Genomic DNA, 21,571 nt, shown 5'->3' with positions numbered 1-21,571 from the left:
TGCGAGGCGCGCAATTTACGCATCGAGGGAAACCAAGTCAACAGCGCATCGCTTTTTTTTCAAAAAAATTCTGCTCGCCTGCAGTCGAATCGCTCATACAACTGTCTATTGGCACCTTTTGCCCATAAAACAGTCAGTTGCACTAGCATACTCAAGTGTTTCTTTGTCACGGTCCGGGTCTACACTCTAGCCAGGTCCGCTGTTTGCAGCATCGTAACCGCAGCACGCGTCAGCGTTCTTGACCGTCAATATTTGGTTTCACGGAGTGCCTAGCTTGGCTTCCACCGCAGCACTGCAGAAATTTCGTCAGTACGCGCCCCTGATCCTCAGCGCAGCTATCGTCGTGCTATTTGGTCTGTACCTGGCCAGCCAGGCCATGGCCTGGCTCAAACTGACTCGAACGCCGCCTACGGCAATATCGGACAGCACTCAGCCCGCGGGCGTCGCGCCGGACCTGGAGCGAATGGAGGGGTTATTTGGCGCCCCGGCTCCGGCCGGCCAAAGCTACACCGCCGGCGAATCGAGTTCTGATCTAACCTTGCTAGGCAGCTTCGTTCATGCCGACCCGAGTCGATCGACGGCAATCATTCAATTGGCAGGACAACCGCCCCAGCTGTATGGGGTCGATCAAGAGCTCGAGCCAGGAGTACTCCTATACAGCGTTCATCCAGACAGGGTGGAGTTGAAACGTGGTAATCGTATCGAAAGCCTTGTTTTTCCAAGTGTTCGCTCCCCTAGAGCGGCAGTCGATAGCCTGCCCGACTACAGCGAACCTGCCCCGATAGATGCAACCGATCCGCAAGCGGAGATGCTTCAACAGCAAATGGAAGCCCTTCGACTTCAAATGGAAGGGGCAACAAGCCCGCCTGAAACCATGCCCTCCGACGAACAGCCCACGGAAGACGACTGACTGATGCTGCCTTTTTCCTCACGCCAACTCATCGCTCTGCTTGCTGCCGGCGTGCTCGCCGCGCCGCTACCCCTGTTGGCCGCCGAGCCAGGTATCGAACCAAGCGAGACTCAACAGGATGGCTGGACAATCAATCTCAAAGACGCCGACATCCGAGCCTTCGTCGACCAGATCAGTCAACTGACCGGACAGACTTTCATCGTCGACCCTCGTGTAAAGGGGCAGGTAACCGTCGTATCGTCGACAACCCTTTCGCTGGACGAAGTCTATCAGTTGTTTTTGTCGGTCATGGCGACCCACGGTTACAGCGTACTCACCCAAGGTGAGGTTGCCAGGATCGTACCGAACGCCGAAGCCAAGTCGGAGGCAGGTAGCGGCCCGACTGGAGGAGATCTTCTGGAAACAAGGGTCATACAGGTTCAGCATACCTCAGCGACCGAGCTGATCCCGCTGATCCGTCCACTGGTTCCGCAGTACGGTCATCTCGCCGCAGTCAGCTCCGCTAATGCCTTGATCATCAGCGACCGCAGCGCCAACATCGCGCGTATCGAAGAATTGGTACGCCAACTCGACAATGCCCAAAACGACGACTACGTGGTCGTTAATCTGCAGCATGGCTGGGCCGTGGATATTGCCGAGGTGCTGCGCAATACCTTGGCTCGCGGTGAGGCCCGCGATACAGCGGGTGCTCAGATCATCGCTGATTCGCGAACCAATAGGCTGATCTTCACTGGACCAGAGCAGGCACGGCAGAAGCTGGCCAGCCTGGCAAAGACACTCGACACCCCAAGCACGCGCTCAGCCAACACACGGGTCATTCGCCTTCGTCACAATGATGCCAAGTCCCTGGCGGAAACGCTGGGAGACATATCCGAGGGCCTGGCCACCCCTGCCGATGGCGAGGCACAAGGGGGCCGACAGCAGAACATCCTGATCCGCGCTGACGAGAGCCTCAACGCTCTGGTGATGCTTGCCGAGCCCGAACTGATCTCGACCCTCGAATCAATCGTTCGCCAACTCGACGTCCCACGCGCGCAAGTCATGGTCGAAGCGGCAATCGTCGAAGTATCAGGCGACATCACCGACGCGCTCGGGGTGCAATGGGCCGTGGACGCGCGAGGCGGGACCGGCGGACTGGGCGGGGTCAGTTTTGGCAATACCGGCCTTTCGGTTGGCAGCGTGCTGAACGCCATCAGCGAGAATGAAATTCCCGACAATCTTCCTGACGGCGCCGTGATCGGCGTCGGCACGCGTAGTTTTGGCGCTCTGATCACCGCGCTGTCTGCCAACAGCAAGAGCAACCTGCTCTCTACGCCAAGCCTTCTCACGCTCGATAACCAGGAAGCAGAGATTCTCGTCGGGCAGAACGTACCCTTCCAGACCGGCACCTATACAACTGACGCTTCCGGCGCTAACAACCCCTTCACCACCATCGAGCGGGAAGATATCGGCGTCACTCTCAAGGTCGTCCCGCACATCAATGAAGGCGCAACACTGCGTTTGGAGATCGAGCAAGAAATCTCGTCCATTGCCCCTCAGGCAAGCTTGTCCGCCCAGGCCGTTGACTTGGTGACTAACAAGCGCTCGATCAAAAGCACCATTCTTGCCGAAGACGGACAGGTCATCGTCCTGGGTGGCCTGATTCAGGATGACGTCACACGCACTGACTCCAAAGTTCCGTTGCTGGGTGACATTCCCTTGTTGGGCGCTCTGTTTCGTTCCACCCAAGAAACCCATGTGAAACGCAACCTGATGGTATTCCTGAGACCTACCGTGATCCGCGATCGCGCAGGTATCGCCGCTTTGTCAGGGAAGAAATACAGCGACATTCGGGTGATCGAGACCAACTCGGAAAACCCCAGCATCTTGCCAGCGACACCGGAAGGATTATTCGACGGCCAAGGACAGCCTGCGCCGGCGATCGACCTACGATCCAACGAACCCGCGCCACGTAGCCTCGTGCCTGCTGCCCCAGCAACGCAGCGTGCACCAGAGGCATTCGTTCCGCAGGCTCAGCCTGCCATTACGCCGTCCGCGCAATCCGGGTGGGCAGTACAGCTGGCAAGCCTGCAAAACCGTGACAGCGCTCGAGCGCTGGTCGACAAGCTGAACGAAAAAGGCTTTGACGCCTATCTGCGAGCGACTGGCCGGACCCATAGAGTATTTGTAGGCCCTATCGAAAGCCGCCAGGCGGCTGATCGACTTCGCGACGAGATCGCGATCGAAGAACGGCTTGACGGATTCGTGGTGAACTTCGCACCGGCGAACGACTGAACACCGTGATCCAAGTCCCGGCCGAACGAATTCGTTTCGCATGGATATCTCAAACGAAAGACCCCGCTCTAAGCGGGGTCCGTACATTCGTTTACTGAGAGATCAGGTCAATTTCTCAGGGCGGCCAGTCCTCTAGCAAGATCGGCTTGTAGATCAGCGACATCTTCAAGGCCCACAGCGACTCGAATCAAGCTATCGCGGATACCGGCTGTAGCACGATCTTCAGCTGAAAGCCGCCCGTGCGTAGTGGTCCCCGGATGGGTGATGGTGGTCTTGCTGTCGCCCAGGTTAGCGGTGATTGAAATCAAGCGGGTTGCGTCGATAAATCTCCAGGCACCCTCTTTGCCCCCGACTACCTCAAAGCTCAGCACAGCGCCAAACCCCTTCTGCTGACGCTTGGCTAAATCATGCTGAGGATGACTGGACAGGCCCGCATAGTAGACCTTCTCTACCCCGTCCTGCTGCTCCAGCCACTCGGCCAACGTTTGCGCACTGGCACAGTGAGCTTGCATTCGCAGACGCAGCGTTTCCAGCCCTTTGAGAAAAACCCAGGCGTTGAACGGACTCAGCGTTGGCCCTGCCGTACGTAAGAAGCCCACCACTTCTTTCATCTGCTCGGTACGACCAGCAACCACACCACCCAGGCATCGGCCTTGACCGTCGATGTACTTGGTGGCCGAGTGAATGACGATATCCGCGCCAAGCGCAAGAGGCTGTTGCAGTACTGGGGTGCAGAAGCAGTTATCCACGGCCAGCATCGCACCGTTGCGGTGGCAAAGCGCTGCGAGCTCAGCGATGTCGACCAGTTCCGCCAGCGGGTTGGACGGCGACTCGACGAACACCAGCTTGGTGTTGGGCTTGAATGCTGGCCCCCAGCTATCGATATTCGTAAGCGGTACATAGTCGACCTCGAGCCCGAAACGCTTGAGGTATTTCTCGAACAACGAAACCGTTGCACCAAAAACGCTTCGGGACACCAGCACATGGTCGCCAGCGGAACACAGGCTCATGACCATGGCGAGGATCGCTGACATGCCCGATGCGGTCGCCACGGCCTGTTCGGCGCCTTCCATGGCAGCAATACGCTCCTCGAAGGCACGGACAGTAGGGTTGGTGTAACGCGAATAGACGTTGCCCGGAACTTCACCTGCAAATCGGGCCGCGGCATCAGCGGCGCTGCGAAATACGTAACTGGAGGTGAAGAAAAGCGGTTCGCCGTGCTCACCTTCCGGCGAGCGATGCTGGCCAGCGCGGACCGCGAGTGTGTCGAAGCCGGCACCAGACAGATCACTGTCCAGTCGGCCTGCGTCCCAATCGGTTGTCATAAGGCTCCCCCACCTGTGGCGCGTGGCGCCTGGGTTCAGATCAGTTGTTATGCAAATCTATGATCGCACTTCCAATCAACGACTTGCTCTTGCTGAGGTCGTTTCGAGCCTGCTCGATCTTGTTCAGGTAGACGTCGTCGATATCGCCGGTAACGTACTTACCATCGAACACCGCGCAATCGAAATTATCGATCTTGACCTTGCCGCCCCCGACTGCATCCACCAGGTCAGCCAGGTCCTGATACACCAGCCAGTCAGCACCGATCAGCTCAGCAACCTCCTCCGTGCTGCGGTTATGAGCAATCAGCTCATGCGCGCTTGGCATGTCTATGCCGTATACGTTCGGGTAGCGAACTGCCGGTGCCGCCGAGCAGAAGTAGACGTTTTTGGCACCCGCCTCGCGCGCCATCTGGATAATCTGCTTGCAGGTGGTGCCTCGCACAATGGAGTCATCGACCAGCATGACGTTCTTACCGCGAAACTCCAGGTCAATCGCGTTGAGCTTTTGCCGTACGGACTTTTTGCGGGCAGCTTGCCCCGGCATGATGAAGGTCCGACCGATGTAACGGTTCTTGACGAAGCCCTCACGGAACTTGACGCCTAACCGGTTGGCCAGCTCCAACGCTGCAGTGCGGCTGGTGTCAGGAATCGGGATTACCACATCAATGTCGTGATCGGGCCGCTCATGCAGAATTTTGTCAGCCAGCTTTTCGCCCATGCGCAGGCGCGCTTTGTATACCGAGACGCCATCCATCAGAGAGTCGGAGCGGGCCAGATAGACGTGCTCGAAAATGCACGGCGCATACTGGGGATTCGCGGCACACTGCCGTGTATGCAGTTTGCCATCGGCAGTGATGTAAACCGCTTCACCGGGCGCCAGATCACGGATCAACGTGAAGCCCAGCACGTCAAGCGCTACGCTTTCCGACGCAATCATGTACTCCACGCCCTGATCGGTATGACGCTGCCCGAACACGATCGGTCGAATCGCGTGTGGATCGCGGAAACCGACGATGCCGTAACCGGTGACCATCGCCACTACCGCATAGCCGCCCACGCAGCGCTCATGGACCTTTGCGACCGCAGCGAACACGTCCTCTTCGGTGGGCTGGAGCTTTCCACGCACCGCAAGCTCATGGGCGAAAACGTTGAGCAGCACTTCGGAATCGGAACTGGTATTCACATGACGCAGATCGGACTCGTAGATTTCCTTGGTCAGCTGGTCAACATTCGTGAGGTTGCCGTTATGCGCCAGGGTGATGCCGTACGGTGAGTTGACGTAGAACGGCTGTGCTTCGGCCGAACTGGAACTACCGGCCGTGGGGTAACGAACGTGGCCAATACCCATATTACCGACGAGGCGTTGCATGTGACGCTGCTGGAATACATCCCTGACCAGCCCGTTGTCCTTGCGCAGAAACAGCTTACCGCTGTCGCTGGTCACGATTCCGGCTGCATCCTGCCCACGGTGTTGCAGTACGGTAAGCGCGTCATATAACGCCTGATTGACGTTTGACTTACCGACGATGCCGACAATGCCACACATGCAAGGAACCTCTCAGTTATTACAGGCTGATCCGGGCGCTACGCTAAAACAGCAGCGATACGACCGTTGTTAAGGGCGCGGCTCAACTGGACGCGTCGAGTGATCCGGCTGCCCATTGGCTACCGAAGCCGAGAATCAAGCTCTTCGACCAATCGGCAACCAGCAGAAAATGGGGCACTAAAGCCGACTCGCGCCACCACGGATCCTGATGTACCGGAGCGAGACTAACGAGACCGACAAGTATGACGATAAGCAGCCCGCCTCGGGCTGCACCAAAGACCATGCCAAGGAAGCGATCAGTACCGGACAGGCCTGTAACCCGCACCAGTTCGCCTATTAGAAAATTAACCAGGGCGCCTACCAGCAATGTCACGACAAACAAGATCACGCAGGCCGCAATGACTTGAAAAGAGGGTGTCGTGATGTAATCACTTAGATAGTGGGAAAGCGCACCACCGAACATCCAGGCAACCACACCGGCAACGATCCAGGTGAGCAGCGAAAGCGCTTCCTTGACGAAACCGCGCTTCAAACTGATCAGGCTGGAGATGACTACAACGGCGACAAACGCCCAATCGACCCAGGTGAACGTCACGGGGTTTCCTGCTGAGGAGAAAGGCGCGGTATTTTAGCAGAGCCCCCGCTTAGGAGTAAGCACTGTCTAGCCACAGACTACACAGTGCTCATATGGCCAGACTGCTGGCTTGGACTATTCCAGCTCTGGCTTGAAGCGGACGACAAATCCGTCGAGTTTCTGCTGTCGCTGTAGCTGGTCACGCAGGCGATTGGCTTCGGCCCGATCCACCAGCGGCCCGACGAATACCCGATTCATTCCGTCGGCGGTCCTTATGTAGGCGTTATAGCCTTGGGAGCGCAGAGTTTGCTGCAGTTTGTCCGCGTTGTCGCGGTTCGACAGGCTCGCCAATTGCACCGACCAACTGACCGGAAGATTTGCTGAATCCAACCGAGGCTCTTCAGGCGCAGCAGCCGGTTGAGGTGGCTCTACTTGGCTAACAGCAGGCTCGGATGCAATCGGAGCGGATGGCGGCTGCGAAGGAACGGGGCTGATGGGTTCCGCCGGAGCTTCAGGCTGCGCCGCTGGCCCTTCCTCGATGATTTCATAATCTCCAGGGAGGGGATCAGGCTCAGGCTCAGGTTCAGGTTCGGGCACCTCGACAGGCTGCGTCTCGATCACCGGCGCGACTGGCGTCGGTGGCATGTCCGGCGCATCAACCGCAACCTGCTGATCAGGGTCATCACGGTTAAAAAGCATCGGAACGAATATGACGGCCAGCGCAACGAGCACCAACGCGCCCACGATACGTTGCAACAATCCTCTATCTAGCAAGATCTTGCCCTCCACGTGTTTCAAGCCAAGCCAGCGCCTCAGCAACGCAATAAAAAGACCCGAAAACCATCACCTCGTCACCCTCGGCAGCTTGGTCGCATTGCCGCTCAAGCGCCTTAGCGATACTCGGATGGATAGCAACGGCCTCGCCCCGCTCGCGCAATGCCGAACTCAATTCCTCCGCCGTGCGTGAGCGAGGGGTGGGCAACGGCGCGACTGCCCAGGCATCGACCACACCGCTGAGCTCATCGATTACGCCTGCCAGATCCTTGTCCGCCAGGAGGCCGAACACGGCAAAGCGCCGACCAGGTATGGGTCTAGCCCGCAGATGCCCTGCTAGGTAAGCGGCTGCATGCGGGTTATGGCCCACATCCAGCAATAACGAAACATTGACGCCTCGCCAACATAGGCTGCGCGGATCGAGGCGACCAACAACGCCGGTACTTCGTAACGCCTGGATGACTTGCTCCGACTGCAAGGGCGTGCCGAGCAGCGCAAACGCTTGCAGTGCTGCAGCAGCGTTCTCGAGCGGTAATGAAAGCATCGGCAGGTTGCGCAGCTCCAGCGCATTTCCAGCGCTGTCTTTGCCGTGCCAATGCCAGCAGGCTGACTCTCGGCTCAGACCGAAGTCGCGCCCCCGAACCAACAGCGGGACAGCAGACCGCGTTGCAGTCTCGAGCATGGTTTTTGGCGGCTCGGGGTCGCCACAGACAGCTGGCTTGGCGGAGCGGAATATCCCGGCTTTCTCGAATGCCACGCTTTCGCGCGTCGTTCCCAACCATTCGGCGTGATCCAACCCGATGTTGGTCACGACAGCCACATCGGCATCAACGAGATTGACCGCATCTAGACGTCCACCAAGCCCGACTTCTAAAACGACGGCATCTAGCGTCTCGCGCTCAAATAGCCAGAGAGCAGCCAGGGTGCCCATTTCAAAGTAGGTCAGTGAAACAGAGCCGCGCGCCCGCTCAACCGCCTCGAATGCGTCGCACAGATCATCATCCGTCGCGTCGGACTCATTGATGCGAACGCGCTCGTTGTAGCGCAGCAAGTGCGGCGAACTATAGACGCCCACCGTTTTGCCCTGTCCAGCCAGCAGACGTGCAATGAAAGCACAAGTTGAACCCTTACCGTTCGTACCGGTAACGGTTACCACCTGGCGAGCCGGCCGCCCGAGCCCGAGCCTTTCCGCCACTTCACGGCAGCGGTCGAGCCCCATATCAACGGCAACAGGGTGGAGTTGCTCAAGGTATGTGAGCCAATCCCCCAGGCTCCGACGGATCATGCGTCGGCCGTTACCAGAGCAGGTTCGCCCGGGGTAGGCAGATTCTGAAGCTGAGCCAAAAGACGCGACAAGCGATTACGTAACTCCGAGCGCGGAACAATCAGATCGATTGCGCCATGATCGAGCAGGAACTCACTGCGCTGGAATCCTTCTGGCAGCTTTTCACGCACTGTCTGTTCGATGACTCGGGGACCAGCGAAGCCTATCAACGCCTTTGGCTCCGCAACGATAACGTCGCCAAGCATAGCCAGACTTGCCGACACGCCACCATAAACCGGATCGGTGAGTACCGAAATGAAGGGCAATCCCTCCTCGCGCATGCGAGCCAGGACGGCAGAAGTCTTGGCCATCTGCATCAACGAAATCAGCGCCTCCTGCATCCGAGCCCCCCCGGAAGCCGCAAAGCAGACCAGTGGACAGCGCTGCTCGAGCGCGGCGTTCGCTGCGCGCACGAAGCGCTCCCCGACGATCGCGCCCATGGAGCCGCCCATGAAAGAAAATTCGAATGCACAGGCAACAACCGGCATACGCTTCAAGGTTCCGCGCATGGCAATCAGTGCATCTTTTTCACCGGTTTGTTTCTGTGCAGCCGAGAGGCGATCCTTGTACTTTTTACTGTCACGAAACTTCAGCCGGTCGACCGGTTCAAGGTCAGCCGCAATTTCTTCACGCCCTTCCTTATCAAGGAAGATGTCGAGACGCGTGCGCGCGTCGATACGCATGTGGTGCTGACACTTCGGGCAGACATCCAACGTTTTTTCGAGCTCTGGCCGATATAACACAGCCTCACACGATGGGCATTTATGCCAGAGGCCCTCGGGCACTGAGCTTTTCTGCGTTTCCGAGCGCATGATCGATGGGATCAGCTTGTCTACCAGCCAGTTGCTCATCGCTTTTATTCTCCACAGCTTGTCAGTCCCGCGCGTAACGACAGCACGCACCGGCAAAATTCATTATTGCGACCGGTCTCCAATCGGAGCGCACTACGTCGCGTAAGCGAAAGCGCATCAGGCGCTATCGCTGAAACTTGAACCATTGCGCGTCAATAGCGACGCGTTGATGGCCGCTCGCCAATCCAGCAACCGCTAACTGGACGGCAAACGGCCGCGGTTCGTCACATCGACGCCCTTACCAGCCGAACGAATTCCTTTAACGTATCGGCATTTTTGACACCCTTGCTAAGCTCAACTCCGCCGCTCACATCGACCGCAAAGGGACGCACTTCGGCGATGGCCTGCTGGACGTTTTGACAAGTTAGGCCACCTGCGAGGATCAGTGGCTTGGGTAGATCTTGGGGTATCAGCGACCAGTCGAACCGTTCTCCGGTGCCTCCAGGGACTCCAGCCACAAAGCTGTCCAGCAAGATAGCGCTAGCGCCAACATAACGGCCAGCCTGGAGACCAACGTCCTCGCCAACCTTCACCCTTAGAGCCTTGTACCACGGCTTATGAAAGCCCTCACAGTCGGCCGGGCTCTCGTCACCATGAAACTGCAGCACGTCCAGAGGCACCGCATCGAGCGTTTCGTTGATTTCACAACGCGTTGCGTTAACGAACAAGCCTACAGTGGTGATGAACGGGGGAAGCGCGGCAACGATTCTCCTCGCCTGCTGCACACTGACTGCCCGCGGACTTTTGGAATAAAACACCAGGCCGATGGCGTCCGCTCCGGCTTCAGCCGCAACAAGCGCATCCTCTACACGAGTTATCCCACATATCTTGCTACGGACGATAGGCAACAGCAAATACCTGTAATGGAAGACTCCGGATGGTAACAAAAGCACCACAGGCTGCAACCGAGATCGCTCGGTAAAGTCGCGTCAAGACCTCCACGACTCGACGCACCTGTTCAGCCCAGTGAATTTAGAGCGAATCTGTTCGGACGTCAGGCAGACCGGACAGAAAGTGCGGACCGAGGTACCGGTCAGGTAACTGAAACTGTTCTGGGTAGTCCACCTGAACGAGATACAGTCCATAGGGGTGCGCTGTCACCCCGCCTGTCCGCCTTACCTTAGATGCCAGTACTTCCTGCGCCCACTCCACCGGCCGCTCACCGGCACCGATGGCCATGAGCACACCAGCAAAGTTACGCACCATGTGGTGCAGGAAGGCATTTGCCCGGACATCGATTACGATCAACTTGCCGTATTCAAGCAACTCGAGATGATGGATTGTTTTTATGGGAGACTTCGCCTGGCACTGGCGTGCCCGAAAGGCGCTGAAATCATGGGTCCCAACAAAAGCCTTGGCCGCTTCGCGCATGCGCGAGACATCCAAGGGACGATGATTCCAAGTCACCTCTTCGGCCAGGTGAGCAGGCCGAATCTGGTCGTTGTAAATCACATAGCGGTAACGACGCGCCATCGCACTGAAGCGAGCATCGAAGTCCTTAGGCATTTCTTTGGCCCAGGTGACGCTGATATCGCCAGGCAGATTCATGTTCGCGCCCATGACCCAGGCATGCATGCTTCGCGTCACCGGCGTGTCGAAATGCACCACCTGGGCACAGGCATGCACCAGCGCATCGGTACGCCCGGCACAACTCAACACGACGGGATGACCACCAGCGACCTTGCTCAGGGCGTTTTCCAGTGACAGCTGAATCGATGGCACACCGTCACGCTGCCGTTGAAACCCACGGTAGCGAGCGCCTTTGTATTCAACACCAAGTGCAATTCTGAAAACGTCAGCGGCAGCCGAAGAGGCTGCCGCTTGGGGTACTGCTTCATTCATGGTCAGGCGAGTTTGGCGAGCATCTCTCGCGCCTCTTGCTGTTGGGTATCACTTCCTTCGTTCATGACTTCGTCAAGAATGTCGCGAGCCCCCTCAGCATCGCCCATGTCGATGTAGGCGCGCGCAAGGTCCAGCTTAGTGGTGGTTTCATCGGTGTCGGCAAGGAAATCAAAATCATCATCCAGCGACTCAGACGATGGCTCAACCGGCTCAATCGTATTAGCCGGCACAGGGCGCGACTGATCAAGCGGTTCATTCAAATCCCGAGACAAATCTTCAAGCTCAGCCTCAACTACACCCAACTCTGTCGAGAAGCTCTCCGGAGCTGGCTCGGCGACGGGCTCGTCATCCAGCGACAGGTCAAACTCGTCAGGCATATCTGCGGGTTGTACAGGATCAGCAAGACCGAAGTCGAACTCATCCGCGGGCTCAGTCGATACCGCTTTGGGCTCGTCATCTGCCAGACTGAGCATCAGATCGTCGTCAGGCGTAGAGGCCGGAGTTTGTTCATCCAGGTCAAGAGAGAATTCACCTAGCTCGTCTTCAAGCGATGCATTATCGCGAGATGCGGGCTCGTCGAAATCAAACGCAAAGGCATCGGAGCCTTGCTTACTGTCCAACTCATTCAGCTCATCGAAGTTAAATTCAGCCAGCTCTGCAGTGGACTCGTCAGTTGGCGCTACTGGTGCGGCAGCCAAGTTATCATCGAGCTCGAGATCATCCAGGCTAAGATCAAAGCTATCGTCCGCATTTTGCTCTGGGGCTACAGGCTCTTCCAGCTCAAGGTCGTCGAGACTGAAACTGTCAAGATCATCGTCTGCAGAAGCGGCAGTGGCAGCACCGATACCTGCCGCGGCAGCCATAGCTGGATATCTAGCTTTGGTCTGCTCGATCTCTGCTGACGAGCCACCTATTTCACGAAGCTCTGCCTCTTGGCGTGCAAAACCATCCCGATCGCCAAGTTCGGCATAGACTTCCATCAGCTTCAAGCGCAAGTCGCTGCGCTGCGGCTCGTCGTTCAGCGCATTCTGGAGCAGCTCGGCAGCCTGATTGAAACGGCCGTAAGCAATGTAGATGTCCGCTTCAGCCAGAGGGTCGTTATTGGTTGTGGAATGAGCCTCCGCAGCACTGCTTTCGGCCTCGCGCACAGGCACAGCGCCAAGATCTGCGGCTTCGCTGTCAGAAGACTCGAAACCATTTTGCGGGACATAAAACGCATCAGACGAGTTATCAGCAAGAAGACTCTCCTGCAGCTCGGCTTCTTTCATCGCATTGCGACGAGACAACGCCATCAACCCTACCAGCAACAACAGCAGCGCACCGCCACCTAGAGCAGCGAGAAGAATTGGACTGGCTAACAGCTCATCAACGTATCCATCAGCCTGCTCCTCTTGAGGCACTGAAACCGGCGCTTCCGCTGCCGGAGCTTGCGCCGCCGGCTCAGGCGTTACAGCTGGCACTTGCGGTGTCTCAGCGGGACCCGCGGCCTCTTCAGCAACAGCGTCAAGGTCAGGCCCGCCTTCAGTTGGCTCCTGGCCAGCCGTTGTGCCTGAGCCAACCTCCTCGGGTGAAGCGCCTTGCAGCGCCGCCGGGCCTGTTCCAGCATTCGGTTCGGCTGCGAGCTGCGCTTGCAGCTTGGCGAGCTGGTCATCTTTCAGCTGCATCAAACGCTGTAGCTTATCGAGCTGCCCCTGCAGATCGTTCAGACGATCCTTGAGGTCGAGATTTTCGCGACGACTTGAGTCGAGGCCTTCCTCGGCGACTGCTAGCTTGTCGCGCAGTGCCGCTGCGTCTGCACCTTCCCCGGCCTCGCTGCCAGAGGTGGACTCGCCTGTTCCTGGCGCAACCAGACGGAGATTGTCGCCCTGCTCGCTACGCGACGGTGCTGCACCTGCCGAACTGCGCTGCGTTGCGTCGATCTGACGAGCACCGGTCGGTGCTGCACCGGAGCCTTGGCGCCAACTGGCATTCTGCTGCGCCACTTGCTGGATGGCTTCGGCTTGGGAACGGCTACGGATTTGCTCAGCGTTTGGCAGGCGGAGCACCTGGCCATTTTTCATGCGGTTGATGTTATTGTCGATGAACGCATCGGGATTGAGGTCCTGGATGGCCAACATCGTCTGATGGACAGTACCACCCTGACGCGCACGCTCAGCGATTTCCCATAGCGTGTCGTTAGGCGTGACCTTGTACTCTTCGCCAGGAACCACGGCGCTTTCGGCCGAAGCAGCTGCGGGGGGCGTCGCCTGCTGCGGGGCCGTAGAACGCCGGACAATCGGAGCGGCGACAGGCAATTGAGGCGCCACGGCCGCCGCAATTTCTGGCGAATAAAGGGGCGGATCCAGCAGCAACGTGTATTCGCGCAGAAGCCGGCCGCTAGGCCAGAGCACCTCGATAAGGAAGTTCAGATAGGGTTCACGAACCGGCTTGGTCGAAGATACCTGGATGACGCTTTTCCCACCGGGACGCACGATAGGCGTGAACGTCAGGTCCGTCAGGAAAAACTGACGATCCACTCCCGCTCGATTGAAGTCTTCAGCGGATGCCAAAACCGGCACCACCTCGCCAGGCGCTAGTGTTTTCGCATCCAGCAGCTCGATTTCAGCCAACAGCGGTTGATTTAGCGCAGACTTCAGCGTGACTTCGCCCAAACCCAGCGCGTAGGCCATTTCGGAAGTCAGCGCGGTAGCAGCCGCGATTGCCAGCACCAGATTGCGAACCCGAACCATTATGTAAATCCTTGTTTTTTAACTTTTTCTCGGAACTTCGAGAGGGTCTTTAATCACTGCCTGCGCCCGCCAGATGGCGGTCCCCCGTCAGCGATAAGCCTAAACAGCGTTTGGAGCTAGAAAAATTCTTTGAACTTCCAGCAAGTATCTTTTACAGATAGTGTTTTATCAATAACTCACCAGACCACCCAGCATTTCCTACCGCGCCTTTTCGCACGTTATCAGACCCAATCCACAAATTGGCTCGGCCAGTCTTAAGATGTCGCAGGCTTGAAGTCCAAACGACACATTCAATGTAGCTTCATTTGCGAGTCGGCTGGATGACTGAGTCAGCGAAAAGGCAGCCTATAGATGCCTGTCGGCCGAACAGGGCTGCGTTACGCTGCGTGGGCACAAAAAAAGCGCCGCGGGATTTCCGAGACGCTTTAGGTTCAACGAGTTCGAGTCTTATCGCTCAAGAAGGATGCGCAGCATACGGCGCAAAGGTTCCGCAGCGCCCCACAGCAGCTGATCACCTACGGTGAACGCACCCAGGTAGTGCGACCCCATGTTCAACTTCCGCAAGCGGCCGACGGGAACACTCAAGGTACCGGTCACTGACGTCGGGCTGAGTTCCTGCATGCTCGCATCGCGATGATTTGGAACCAACTTAACCCAAGGATTGTGCTGACTGATCATGCCTTCGATGTCCGAGATCGGCACATCCTTGTTCAGCTTGATGGTCAGCGCCTGGCTATGGCAACGCATGGCCCCAACGCGAACGCAGATTCCATCCACTGGGATCGGGCTTTTGAAGCGACCCAGAATCTTGTTGGTTTCCGCCTGAGCTTTCCACTCTTCACGGCTTTGCCCGTTCGGCAATTCCTTGTCGATGTAGGGGATCAAGCTACCCGCCAGCGGAACCCCAAAGTTGTCTACCGGGAAGGTGTCGGAGCGCTGGCACTCCGCAACCTTGCGGTCGATATCAAGGATGGCGCTGGCTGGATCAGCGAGCTCGTTTGCAACCGAGGCATTGATGCTACCCATCTGCCTGATCAGCTCACGCATGTTCTGCGCCCCGGCACCTGAGGCTGCCTGATAGGTCATGGCACTCATCCAGTCGACCAGACCATGCTCGAACAGACCGCCCAGCCCCATCAGCATCAAGCTGACCGTGCAGTTACCACCGATGTAGTTGAGGGTCCCCGCGTCCAGCTGGTGATCAATCACCTTACGGTTAACTGGATCGAGCACGATCACAGCATCGTCATGCATGCGCAGCGTAGACGCCGCATCGATCCAGTAGCCCTTCCAGCCTGCTTCTCGCAGTTTGGGAAACACTTCGCTGGTGTAATCGCCGCCTTGGCAGGTGAGGATCACATCGAGAGACTTCAACTCATCGATGCTGTAGGCGTCCTTGAGCGGCGCGATATCTTTGCCAATCGCAGGCCCGTTACCGCCGACGTTGGAAGTGGTAAAGAACACCGGCTCGATCAGATCAAAATCCCGCTCCTCCAGCATTCGCTGCATGAGCACGGAACCAACCATGCCGCGCCAACCGATCAGACCTACACGTTTCATCACAACTACACCTTTATATATGTGGCCCAACTGACAGGCCGTCGATAAAGAAAAACGCTTTCGGGTTCGAAAGCACGGGCGCGCTGTTCACTGTTCGCAGATGGTGAACATCACGCCTCGCACTCCTCGGCGTTTCCGCCTAGCCGTCGCCCATTAGCGTTATCAACGGCTGGTGTAAATGGGGCCAGAGAGATTACAACTTCGCGAGCGCCGCGACTACCGCATCGCCCATCGCCCGAGTGCTCACCTTCTCGCAACCTTCGGACCAGATATCCCCTGTCCGCAAGCCCTGATCGAGCACGTTGCTGACGGCTTGTTCGATAGCATCTGCGACCGTCACCTGGTTGAAGCTATAACGCAGCATCATCGATACCGAAAGAATCGTCGCCAGCGGATTGGCAATACCCTTGCCAGCGATGTCCGGAGCCGAACCGTGGCAGGGTTCGAACATGCCCTTGTTGTTCGAGTCGAGAGAAGCAGACGGCAGCATGCCGATTGATCCGGTCAACATGGAAGCTTCGTCCGACAAGATGTCGCCGAACATGTTGTCCGTGACGATTACGTCAAACTGCTTCGGCGCACGCACTAGCTGCATCGCTGCGTTATCGACATACATATGGCTGAGCTCGACGTCCGGATAATCCTTTCCGACCTCTTCCACGATGGCGCGCCATAGCTGACTGGATGCCAGTACGTTGGCCTTGTCTACCGAGCAGAGCTTCTTGTTGCGCACACGTGCCATGTCGAATCCGACTTTGGCAATCCTGCGGATTTCGCTTTCGCTATAGGGCAGCGTATCGAAAGCCATACGCTCGCCGTTTTCCAGCACCCTGCTCTCACGTGGCTGCCCGAAATAGATGCCACCAGTCAACTCACGAACGATGAGGATATCCAAGCCGGCTACGATCTCCGGCTTCAGGCTGGACGCTGCGGCAAGCTGTGGGTAGAGCAATGCTGGACGCAGATTTCCGAAGAGACCCAGCTGCGATCGAATCTTAAGCAAGCCGCGCTCGGGCCGGATGGCCGGGTCAATGGCGTCCCACTTCGGCCCGCCGACTGCACCCAACAGGATTGCATCTGCCGAACGAGCACGTTCCAGCGTCTCGTCAGCCAAGGGCACGCCGTATTTGTCGACCGCAGCCCCACCCAACTCGTCGTAGCTCAGCGCGAAATCGAGGTCGAACTTGTCGTTGGCCAGCTCCAGCACCTTGACCGCCTCGGCCATGATCTCAGGGCCGATACCATCGCCCGGTAGAATCAGAATCTGTTTGGACATTGAACGCTTCCTCAGGGAATAACAACAGGCTGCGGCTAAATCATTTACTCGCAGCTTTATCTATCTTATTTGATGGCACCAAACAGCCAGGGCTGGCTCTGTTGGTGGCGGGCTTCAAACGTCTCAATGGCCTCAGCGTCCTGCAGTGTCAGACCAATATCGTCCAGACCATTGAGCAGGCAATGCTTGCGAAACGCGTCGACGTCGAAACCATACTGCACGCCGTCAGGGCGTGTAACGGTCTGAGCAGCAAGGTCTACAGTGAGCTGATAACCCTCAGTGGCCTCTGCCTGCTCAAAAAGCGCGTCGACTTCTTCTTCTTTCAGCACGATTGGCAGGAGGCCATTCTTGAAGCTGTTGTTGTAGAAGATATCGGCAAAGCTCGGCGCGATGATTGTCCGGAAGCCGTATTCCTCAAGCGCCCAGGGCGCATGCTCACGGGAAGAACCGCAGCCGAAATTTTCACGAGCGAGCAGAACGCTGGCACCCTGATAGCGCGGGAAATTCAAAACGAAATCCTGGTTGATCGGGCGAATCGAGCAGTCCTGATTGGGTTGCCCAACGTCCAGATAGCGCCACTCATCAAACAGATTGGGGCCGAAACCGGTACGTTTGATCGACTTGAGAAACTGCTTGGGTATGATTTGATCAGTGTCGACATTGGCGCGATCAAGCGGCGCGACGAGACCAGTGTGCTGGGTAAATGCTTTCATGGGGGTCTCCTCAGGCCTGCATCAATTCACGAACGTCGACAAACCGACCGGTCACCGCAGCTGCAGCCGCCATCGCGGGGCTCACCAGATGCGTCCTGCCACCAGCACCCTGCCGACCTTCGAAGTTGCGGTTGGAGGTGGACGCGCAGTGCTCGCCACTGCCCAGCTTGTCCGGGTTCATCGCCAGACACATCGAGCAGCCCGGCTCGCGCCATTCAAAGCCTGCCTCGACGAATATCTTATCCAGCCCTTCCGCCTCGGCCTGCTGTTTGACCAGCCCTGACCCCGGCACAACCATCGCCTGCTTGACCGTTGCAGCCACCTTACGACCCTTGGCCACTTCTGCGGCGGCACGGAGGTCTTCAATTCGTGAGTTGGTGCAAGAGCCAATGAAAACTCGATCGAGCTTGATGTCGGTGATTGCCTGGTTAGCCTGCAGCCCCATGTACTTCAGCGCGCGCGTGATGGAGTCACGCTTTACAGGATCGGCTTCCGTCGCCGGATCCGGCACAGTCTGATCGACAGCCAGGACCATCTCGGGCGAGGTGCCCCAGCTGACCTGCGGCTTGATATCTTCGGCCTTCAACTCCACGATCGTGTCGAAAACGGCGTCGTCATCGGATACCAGCGTCGTCCAGAGTTCGACAGCCCGATCCCAGTCGGCGCCTTTGGGCGCGAAAGGGCGACCTTCGACATAGGCGATGGTCTTCTCATCTGCAGCAACCATCCCCACCCGAGCACCCGCTTCGATGGACATGTTGCAGATCGTCATTCGACCTTCCATGGACAGGTCGCGGATCGCACTTCCGGCAAATTCCAACGCGTGGCCGTTGCCGCCCGCCGTGCCGATCTTCCCAATTACAGCCAGGACGATGTCCTTGGCGGTTACGCCGAAAGGCAACTTGCCCTCGACGCGCACCTGCATATTCTTCATTTTCTTTGCAACGAGGCACTGTGTAGCCAGGACATGTTCCACTTCCGAGGTGCCGATGCCATGGGCCAGTGCAGCGAAAGCGCCATGAGTCGAGGTATGCGAGTCGCCGCAGACTACGGTCATGCCAGGCAGAGTCGCGCCCTGCTCCGGGCCAATCACATGAACGATGCCCTGACGGACATCATTCATCTTGAATTCCAGAATCCCGAAGTCATCGCAATTCTCGTCCAGCGTCTGCACTTGAATGCGGGACACCTCGTCGGCAATGGCCTCCAGTCCACCCTGGCGCTCGCCCTTGGTGGTGGGCACGTTGTGGTCCGGAGTGGCAATGTTTGCATCGATGCGCCACGGCTTACGCCCAGCCAGGCGAAGCCCTTCGAATGCCTGCGGAGAGGTCACCTCGTGGAGAATATGACGGTCGATGTAGATCAGTGACGAACCATCATCACGGCGCTTGACCTCATGCATTTCCCAGAGCTTGTCGTAGAGCGTTTTGCCAGCCATCGGACTTTCCTCATCAGTGCGTTGGGCAATAGCCCTTTTGCTTATGAGGTCATGCTAGGGATAAGCTTAGGATTACTCAAATTCATATTTTTTATCCAAAGTATTCCCATCAGGAATATTCAGCTGCTATATGCTCGTAGTCATGCTTCGCAAAAACTGACCTCGGAGCCAATCATGGACCTCGCCAACCTCAACGCTTTTATAGCGGTCGCTGAGATGGGCAGCTTTTCCCTTGCCGCCGAACGTTTGCATCTGACTCAGCCAGCCGTGAGTAAGCGCCTGGCTTCACTGGAATCGCAACTGAACGTGCGATTGTTCGATCGGCTGGGCCGAGAAATAGGGCTGACAGAAGCTGGCAGAGCGCTGCTGCCTCGCGCGTACCAGATCCTCAATGTACTGGACGACACCCGCCGTGCATTGACCAACCTCAATGGAGATGTGAGTGGCCGACTGACCTTAGCGACCAGCCACCACATCGGCCTTCATCGTCTGCCGCCCTTGCTGAGGCGCTTCACTCGTGCCTACCCGCAGGTGAATCTGGATATCCGTTTCCTAGACTCAGAGGTCGCGTACGATGAGGTTCTGCACGGGCGCGCCGAGCTTGCGGTGATCACCCTGGCACCGCAAACCGCAATGCCCATTCACGCCGTGAAGGTGTGGGACGACCCACTGGATTTCGTAGTCGCCCCCGAGCACCCCTTGGCTCAGAAACGCGGGCTCACCCTGGCTGACGTCGCCAGCTATCCGGCGGTGTTTCCCGGCGGTAACACCTTCACCCATCACATTGCCCAACGGTTGTTCGAGCGTGAGGCGCTGACGCCCAACATCACAATGAGCACCAATTACTTGGAGACGATCAAAATGATGGTCTCCATCGGAATTGCCTGGAGCGTGCTTCCGCGCACCATGCTTGATGATCAGGTGGTGCGATTGCAGTTGCCCGGCGACCAGCTGTCGAGACAGCTTGGCTACATTACGCATACAGAGCGCACCCTGTCGAACGCGGCGAAGGCGTTCATGTCGTTGCTGACGGCCAACTGATCGGCAATAGAAAACCCCGCCGCGGGGACTTCGCAGGCGGGGTTTTCGGTCAAGCTGCCGGGAGGTCAGCGCATACTGGCTGCCAATCAGCCCTCCAGCGCCAAACGCTCACCATTGATCGGGATGCGCTTGGGTTTGGCCTCTTCCGGCACGACACGCTCAAGTTCGATGCTGAGCAGCCCATTGTTCAACCCAGCACCTTTCACCTCAATGTGGTCGGCAAGGCGGAACGAGAGCTTGAATGCGCGCTGGGCAATGCCCTGGTGCAGATACGTAACGTTCTCACCGCCATTCTCACGCTTGCCGCCGCTTACCGTCAGGACGCCTCGTTCGACCTGCAAATCCAGGTCGGACTCCTGAAACCCGGCGGCTGCTACGATGATTCGGTATTGGTCATCGCCGTGCTTTTCCACGTTGTAAGGTGGGAACGAGCCGTTCGCGTCATTGCGCAACGCTGACTCGAACAGATCGTTGAAACGATCGAAGCCAATGGACTGACGGAACAGTGGAGCCATCGAAAAACTAGTCATTTTGCTATCTCCTGAATTTCAGCGAGTGGTTCATACAGGACCCGAGTTCGGCATCCTGTGATGCCCTAAATAGGAGCTGCTCGCCCGTTTTCAAGACCGTTCGTCGAGGAATTTTTCATGTCAAGAGTGATGTTGATAACGGGCGCCAGCCGTGGCATCGGCGCGGCGACAGCCCGGCTCGCCGCGGCTGAAGGCTACGCCCTGTGTCTGAACTTCCGACAGCGCCAAGACGCAGCCGAGGAACTGCTTGAAGAGCTGCGGGGCAACGGTGCCCGAGCGATTGCCGTCGAGGCGGACGTTGCGGACGAATCACAAATTGGCCGACTGTTCGAGACGCTGGATACTGAGTTCGGCCGAATCGACGTGCTAGTGAACAACGCCGGCATGCTCGAAGGTCAGACGCGCCTGGAGAGCATGGACAAAGCACGACTGGAACGTGTTTTCGCGGTGAACGTTTTCGGCAGCTTCCTCTGCGCACGGGAGGCGGTCAAACGCATGTCGACTCGTCACGGTGGCAGCGGCGGCGCCATCATCAATGTCTCATCCATCGCGGCCAAACTCGGCTCACCAAACGAGTACATCGACTACGCGGCCGCCAAGGGGGCGATAGACAGCATGACGCTTGGATTGGCCAAGGAAGTGGCTGCCGAGGGCATTCGAGTCAATGCCGTGCGGCCGGGCGTGATCCACACGGAGATCCACGCCAGCGGTGGCGAGCCTGATCGCATTGAGCGGGTGAAGAGCAGCGTCCCCATGGGCCGAGGCGGTGATGCTAACGAGGTGGCCGAAGCGATTCTTTGGCTGGCAAGCAACAAGGCCAGCTACACCTGCGGCGCGCTGCTGGATGTCAGCGGCGGGCGTTAA

18 protein-coding genes and 1 pseudogene are annotated in these 21,571 nt (G+C 57.7%); 4 read left to right on the top strand and 15 right to left on the bottom strand.

Going from position 1 to position 21,571, the window contains the following annotated elements:
• Window positions 1-274 precede the first annotated feature (274 nt).
• On the top strand, window positions 275-910 hold the full coding sequence (locus JQR87_RS07815) for a type II secretion system protein N (RefSeq protein WP_407291140.1): 636 nt from the start codon (window positions 275-277) through the stop codon (window positions 908-910).
• A 3-nt stretch (window positions 911-913) separates the two neighbouring features.
• Complete coding sequence (gene gspD, locus JQR87_RS07810) at window positions 914-3,184, top strand: type II secretion system secretin GspD (protein ID WP_407291142.1); 2,271 nt, start codon at window positions 914-916, stop codon at window positions 3,182-3,184.
• A 107-nt stretch (window positions 3,185-3,291) separates the two neighbouring features.
• Here the strand turns inward: gspD and JQR87_RS07805 are convergent, their stop codons facing one another.
• The 14 genes and pseudogenes from JQR87_RS07805 to leuC all read right to left on the bottom strand — a co-directional run bounded on the left by JQR87_RS07805 (window position 3,292) and on the right by leuC (window position 19,136).
• Entirely contained in the window at window positions 3,292-4,509 is a 1,218-nt protein-coding gene (locus JQR87_RS07805) for an O-succinylhomoserine sulfhydrylase (RefSeq protein WP_407291144.1), read from the bottom strand.
• Between the two features lie 40 nt (window positions 4,510-4,549).
• Entirely contained in the window at window positions 4,550-6,055 is a 1,506-nt protein-coding gene (purF, locus tag JQR87_RS07800; protein WP_407291145.1) for an amidophosphoribosyltransferase, read from the bottom strand.
• An 82-nt stretch (window positions 6,056-6,137) separates the two neighbouring features.
• Window positions 6,138-6,650 (bottom strand): CvpA family protein, encoded by a 513-nt coding sequence (locus JQR87_RS07795; RefSeq protein WP_407291146.1) that lies wholly within the window; start codon window positions 6,648-6,650, stop codon window positions 6,138-6,140.
• 114 nt (window positions 6,651-6,764) lie between these two features.
• Window positions 6,765-7,388: an SPOR domain-containing protein gene (locus tag JQR87_RS07790; protein WP_407291148.1), complete on the bottom strand. Its 624-nt coding sequence runs from the start codon at window positions 7,386-7,388 to the stop codon at window positions 6,765-6,767.
• Window positions 7,389-7,392: 4 nt separating this feature from the next.
• A complete protein-coding gene (gene folC / locus JQR87_RS07785; protein ID WP_407291150.1) occupies window positions 7,393-8,688 on the bottom strand; it encodes a bifunctional tetrahydrofolate synthase/dihydrofolate synthase in 1,296 nt (431 codons plus the stop codon).
• On the bottom strand, window positions 8,685-9,578 hold the full coding sequence (gene accD, locus JQR87_RS07780) for an acetyl-CoA carboxylase, carboxyltransferase subunit beta (protein ID WP_407291152.1): 894 nt from the start codon (window positions 9,576-9,578) through the stop codon (window positions 8,685-8,687). The genes folC and accD overlap by 4 nt, the downstream gene beginning before the upstream one ends.
• 224 nt (window positions 9,579-9,802) lie before the next feature.
• Window positions 9,803-10,426: a phosphoribosylanthranilate isomerase gene (locus JQR87_RS07775; protein WP_407291153.1), complete on the bottom strand. Its 624-nt coding sequence runs from the start codon at window positions 10,424-10,426 to the stop codon at window positions 9,803-9,805.
• A 124-nt stretch (window positions 10,427-10,550) separates the two neighbouring features.
• Complete coding sequence (gene truA, locus JQR87_RS07770; RefSeq protein WP_407291155.1) at window positions 10,551-11,420, bottom strand: tRNA pseudouridine(38-40) synthase TruA; 870 nt, start codon at window positions 11,418-11,420, stop codon at window positions 10,551-10,553.
• A gap of 2 nt (window positions 11,421-11,422) precedes the next feature.
• Window positions 11,423-14,149, bottom strand: coding sequence for a FimV/HubP family polar landmark protein (locus JQR87_RS07765; protein WP_407291157.1), 2,727 nt, complete (start codon window positions 14,147-14,149; stop codon window positions 11,423-11,425).
• Window positions 14,150-14,300: 151 nt separating this feature from the next.
• Window positions 14,301-14,390: pseudogene (locus JQR87_RS07760) on the bottom strand (aspartate-semialdehyde dehydrogenase); the annotation flags it as partial.
• 206 nt (window positions 14,391-14,596) lie between these two features.
• A complete protein-coding gene (gene asd / locus JQR87_RS07755) occupies window positions 14,597-15,709 on the bottom strand; it encodes an aspartate-semialdehyde dehydrogenase (protein WP_407291158.1) in 1,113 nt (370 codons plus the stop codon).
• 193 nt (window positions 15,710-15,902) lie between these two features.
• Window positions 15,903-16,985 carry a 3-isopropylmalate dehydrogenase gene (gene leuB, locus JQR87_RS07750; RefSeq protein ID WP_407291159.1) on the bottom strand — a complete coding sequence of 361 codons (1,083 nt, stop codon included), beginning with the start codon at window positions 16,983-16,985 and terminating at the stop codon, window positions 15,903-15,905.
• A 65-nt stretch (window positions 16,986-17,050) separates the two neighbouring features.
• Window positions 17,051-17,698, bottom strand: a complete 648-nt coding sequence (gene leuD, locus JQR87_RS07745; RefSeq protein ID WP_407291160.1) for a 3-isopropylmalate dehydratase small subunit — start codon at window positions 17,696-17,698, stop codon at window positions 17,051-17,053.
• A 10-nt stretch (window positions 17,699-17,708) separates the two neighbouring features.
• Window positions 17,709-19,136 (bottom strand): 3-isopropylmalate dehydratase large subunit, encoded by a 1,428-nt coding sequence (gene leuC / locus JQR87_RS07740; RefSeq protein WP_407291162.1) that lies wholly within the window; start codon window positions 19,134-19,136, stop codon window positions 17,709-17,711.
• Window positions 19,137-19,310: 174 nt separating this feature from the next.
• Here leuC and JQR87_RS07735 point away from each other — a divergent pair, with 174 nt between their 5' ends.
• Window positions 19,311-20,177 (top strand): LysR family transcriptional regulator, encoded by an 867-nt coding sequence (locus JQR87_RS07735; protein WP_407291164.1) that lies wholly within the window; start codon window positions 19,311-19,313, stop codon window positions 20,175-20,177.
• Between the two features lie 86 nt (window positions 20,178-20,263).
• On the opposite strand, the gene JQR87_RS07730 is transcribed toward JQR87_RS07735, so the two are convergent.
• Window positions 20,264-20,707, bottom strand: coding sequence for an Hsp20 family protein (locus tag JQR87_RS07730; protein ID WP_407291166.1), 444 nt, complete (start codon window positions 20,705-20,707; stop codon window positions 20,264-20,266).
• A 117-nt stretch (window positions 20,708-20,824) separates the two neighbouring features.
• On the opposite strand from JQR87_RS07730, the gene JQR87_RS07725 reads away from it, so the two are divergent.
• Window positions 20,825-21,571: an SDR family oxidoreductase gene (locus JQR87_RS07725; protein WP_407291168.1), complete on the top strand. Its 747-nt coding sequence runs from the start codon at window positions 20,825-20,827 to the stop codon at window positions 21,569-21,571.

Source organism: Stutzerimonas stutzeri, assembly GCF_051028275.1.
GTDB lineage: Bacteria > Pseudomonadota > Gammaproteobacteria > Pseudomonadales > Pseudomonadaceae > Stutzerimonas > Stutzerimonas stutzeri_AS.
The sequence above is the reverse complement of the archived record's forward strand: the minus strand, read 5'-3'. Positions and strand labels throughout refer to the sequence as shown.

Coding starts and splice junctions, on each gene's coding strand:
- gspD (WP_407291142.1), top strand. CDS start 914: ATGCTGCCTTTTTCCTCACGCCAACTCATCGCTCTGCTTGCTGCCGGC.
- JQR87_RS07805 (WP_407291144.1), bottom strand. CDS start 4,509: ATGACAACCGATTGGGACGCAGGCCGACTGGACAGTGATCTGTCTGGT.
- purF (WP_407291145.1), bottom strand. CDS start 6,055: ATGTGTGGCATTGTCGGCATCGTCGGTAAGTCAAACGTCAATCAGGCG.
- folC (WP_407291150.1), bottom strand. CDS start 8,688: ATGATCCGTCGGAGCCTGGGGGATTGGCTCACATACCTTGAGCAACTC.
- accD (WP_407291152.1), bottom strand. CDS start 9,578: ATGAGCAACTGGCTGGTAGACAAGCTGATCCCATCGATCATGCGCTCG.
- truA (WP_407291155.1), bottom strand. CDS start 11,420: ATGAATGAAGCAGTACCCCAAGCGGCAGCCTCTTCGGCTGCCGCTGAC.
- JQR87_RS07765 (WP_407291157.1), bottom strand. CDS start 14,149: ATGGTTCGGGTTCGCAATCTGGTGCTGGCAATCGCGGCTGCTACCGCG.
- asd (WP_407291158.1), bottom strand. CDS start 15,709: ATGAAACGTGTAGGTCTGATCGGTTGGCGCGGCATGGTTGGTTCCGTG.
- leuB (WP_407291159.1), bottom strand. CDS start 16,985: ATGTCCAAACAGATTCTGATTCTACCGGGCGATGGTATCGGCCCTGAG.
- leuD (WP_407291160.1), bottom strand. CDS start 17,698: ATGAAAGCATTTACCCAGCACACTGGTCTCGTCGCGCCGCTTGATCGC.
- leuC (WP_407291162.1), bottom strand. CDS start 19,136: ATGGCTGGCAAAACGCTCTACGACAAGCTCTGGGAAATGCATGAGGTC.
- JQR87_RS07735 (WP_407291164.1), top strand. CDS start 19,311: ATGGACCTCGCCAACCTCAACGCTTTTATAGCGGTCGCTGAGATGGGC.
- JQR87_RS07730 (WP_407291166.1), bottom strand. CDS start 20,707: ATGACTAGTTTTTCGATGGCTCCACTGTTCCGTCAGTCCATTGGCTTC.
- JQR87_RS07725 (WP_407291168.1), top strand. CDS start 20,825: ATGTCAAGAGTGATGTTGATAACGGGCGCCAGCCGTGGCATCGGCGCG.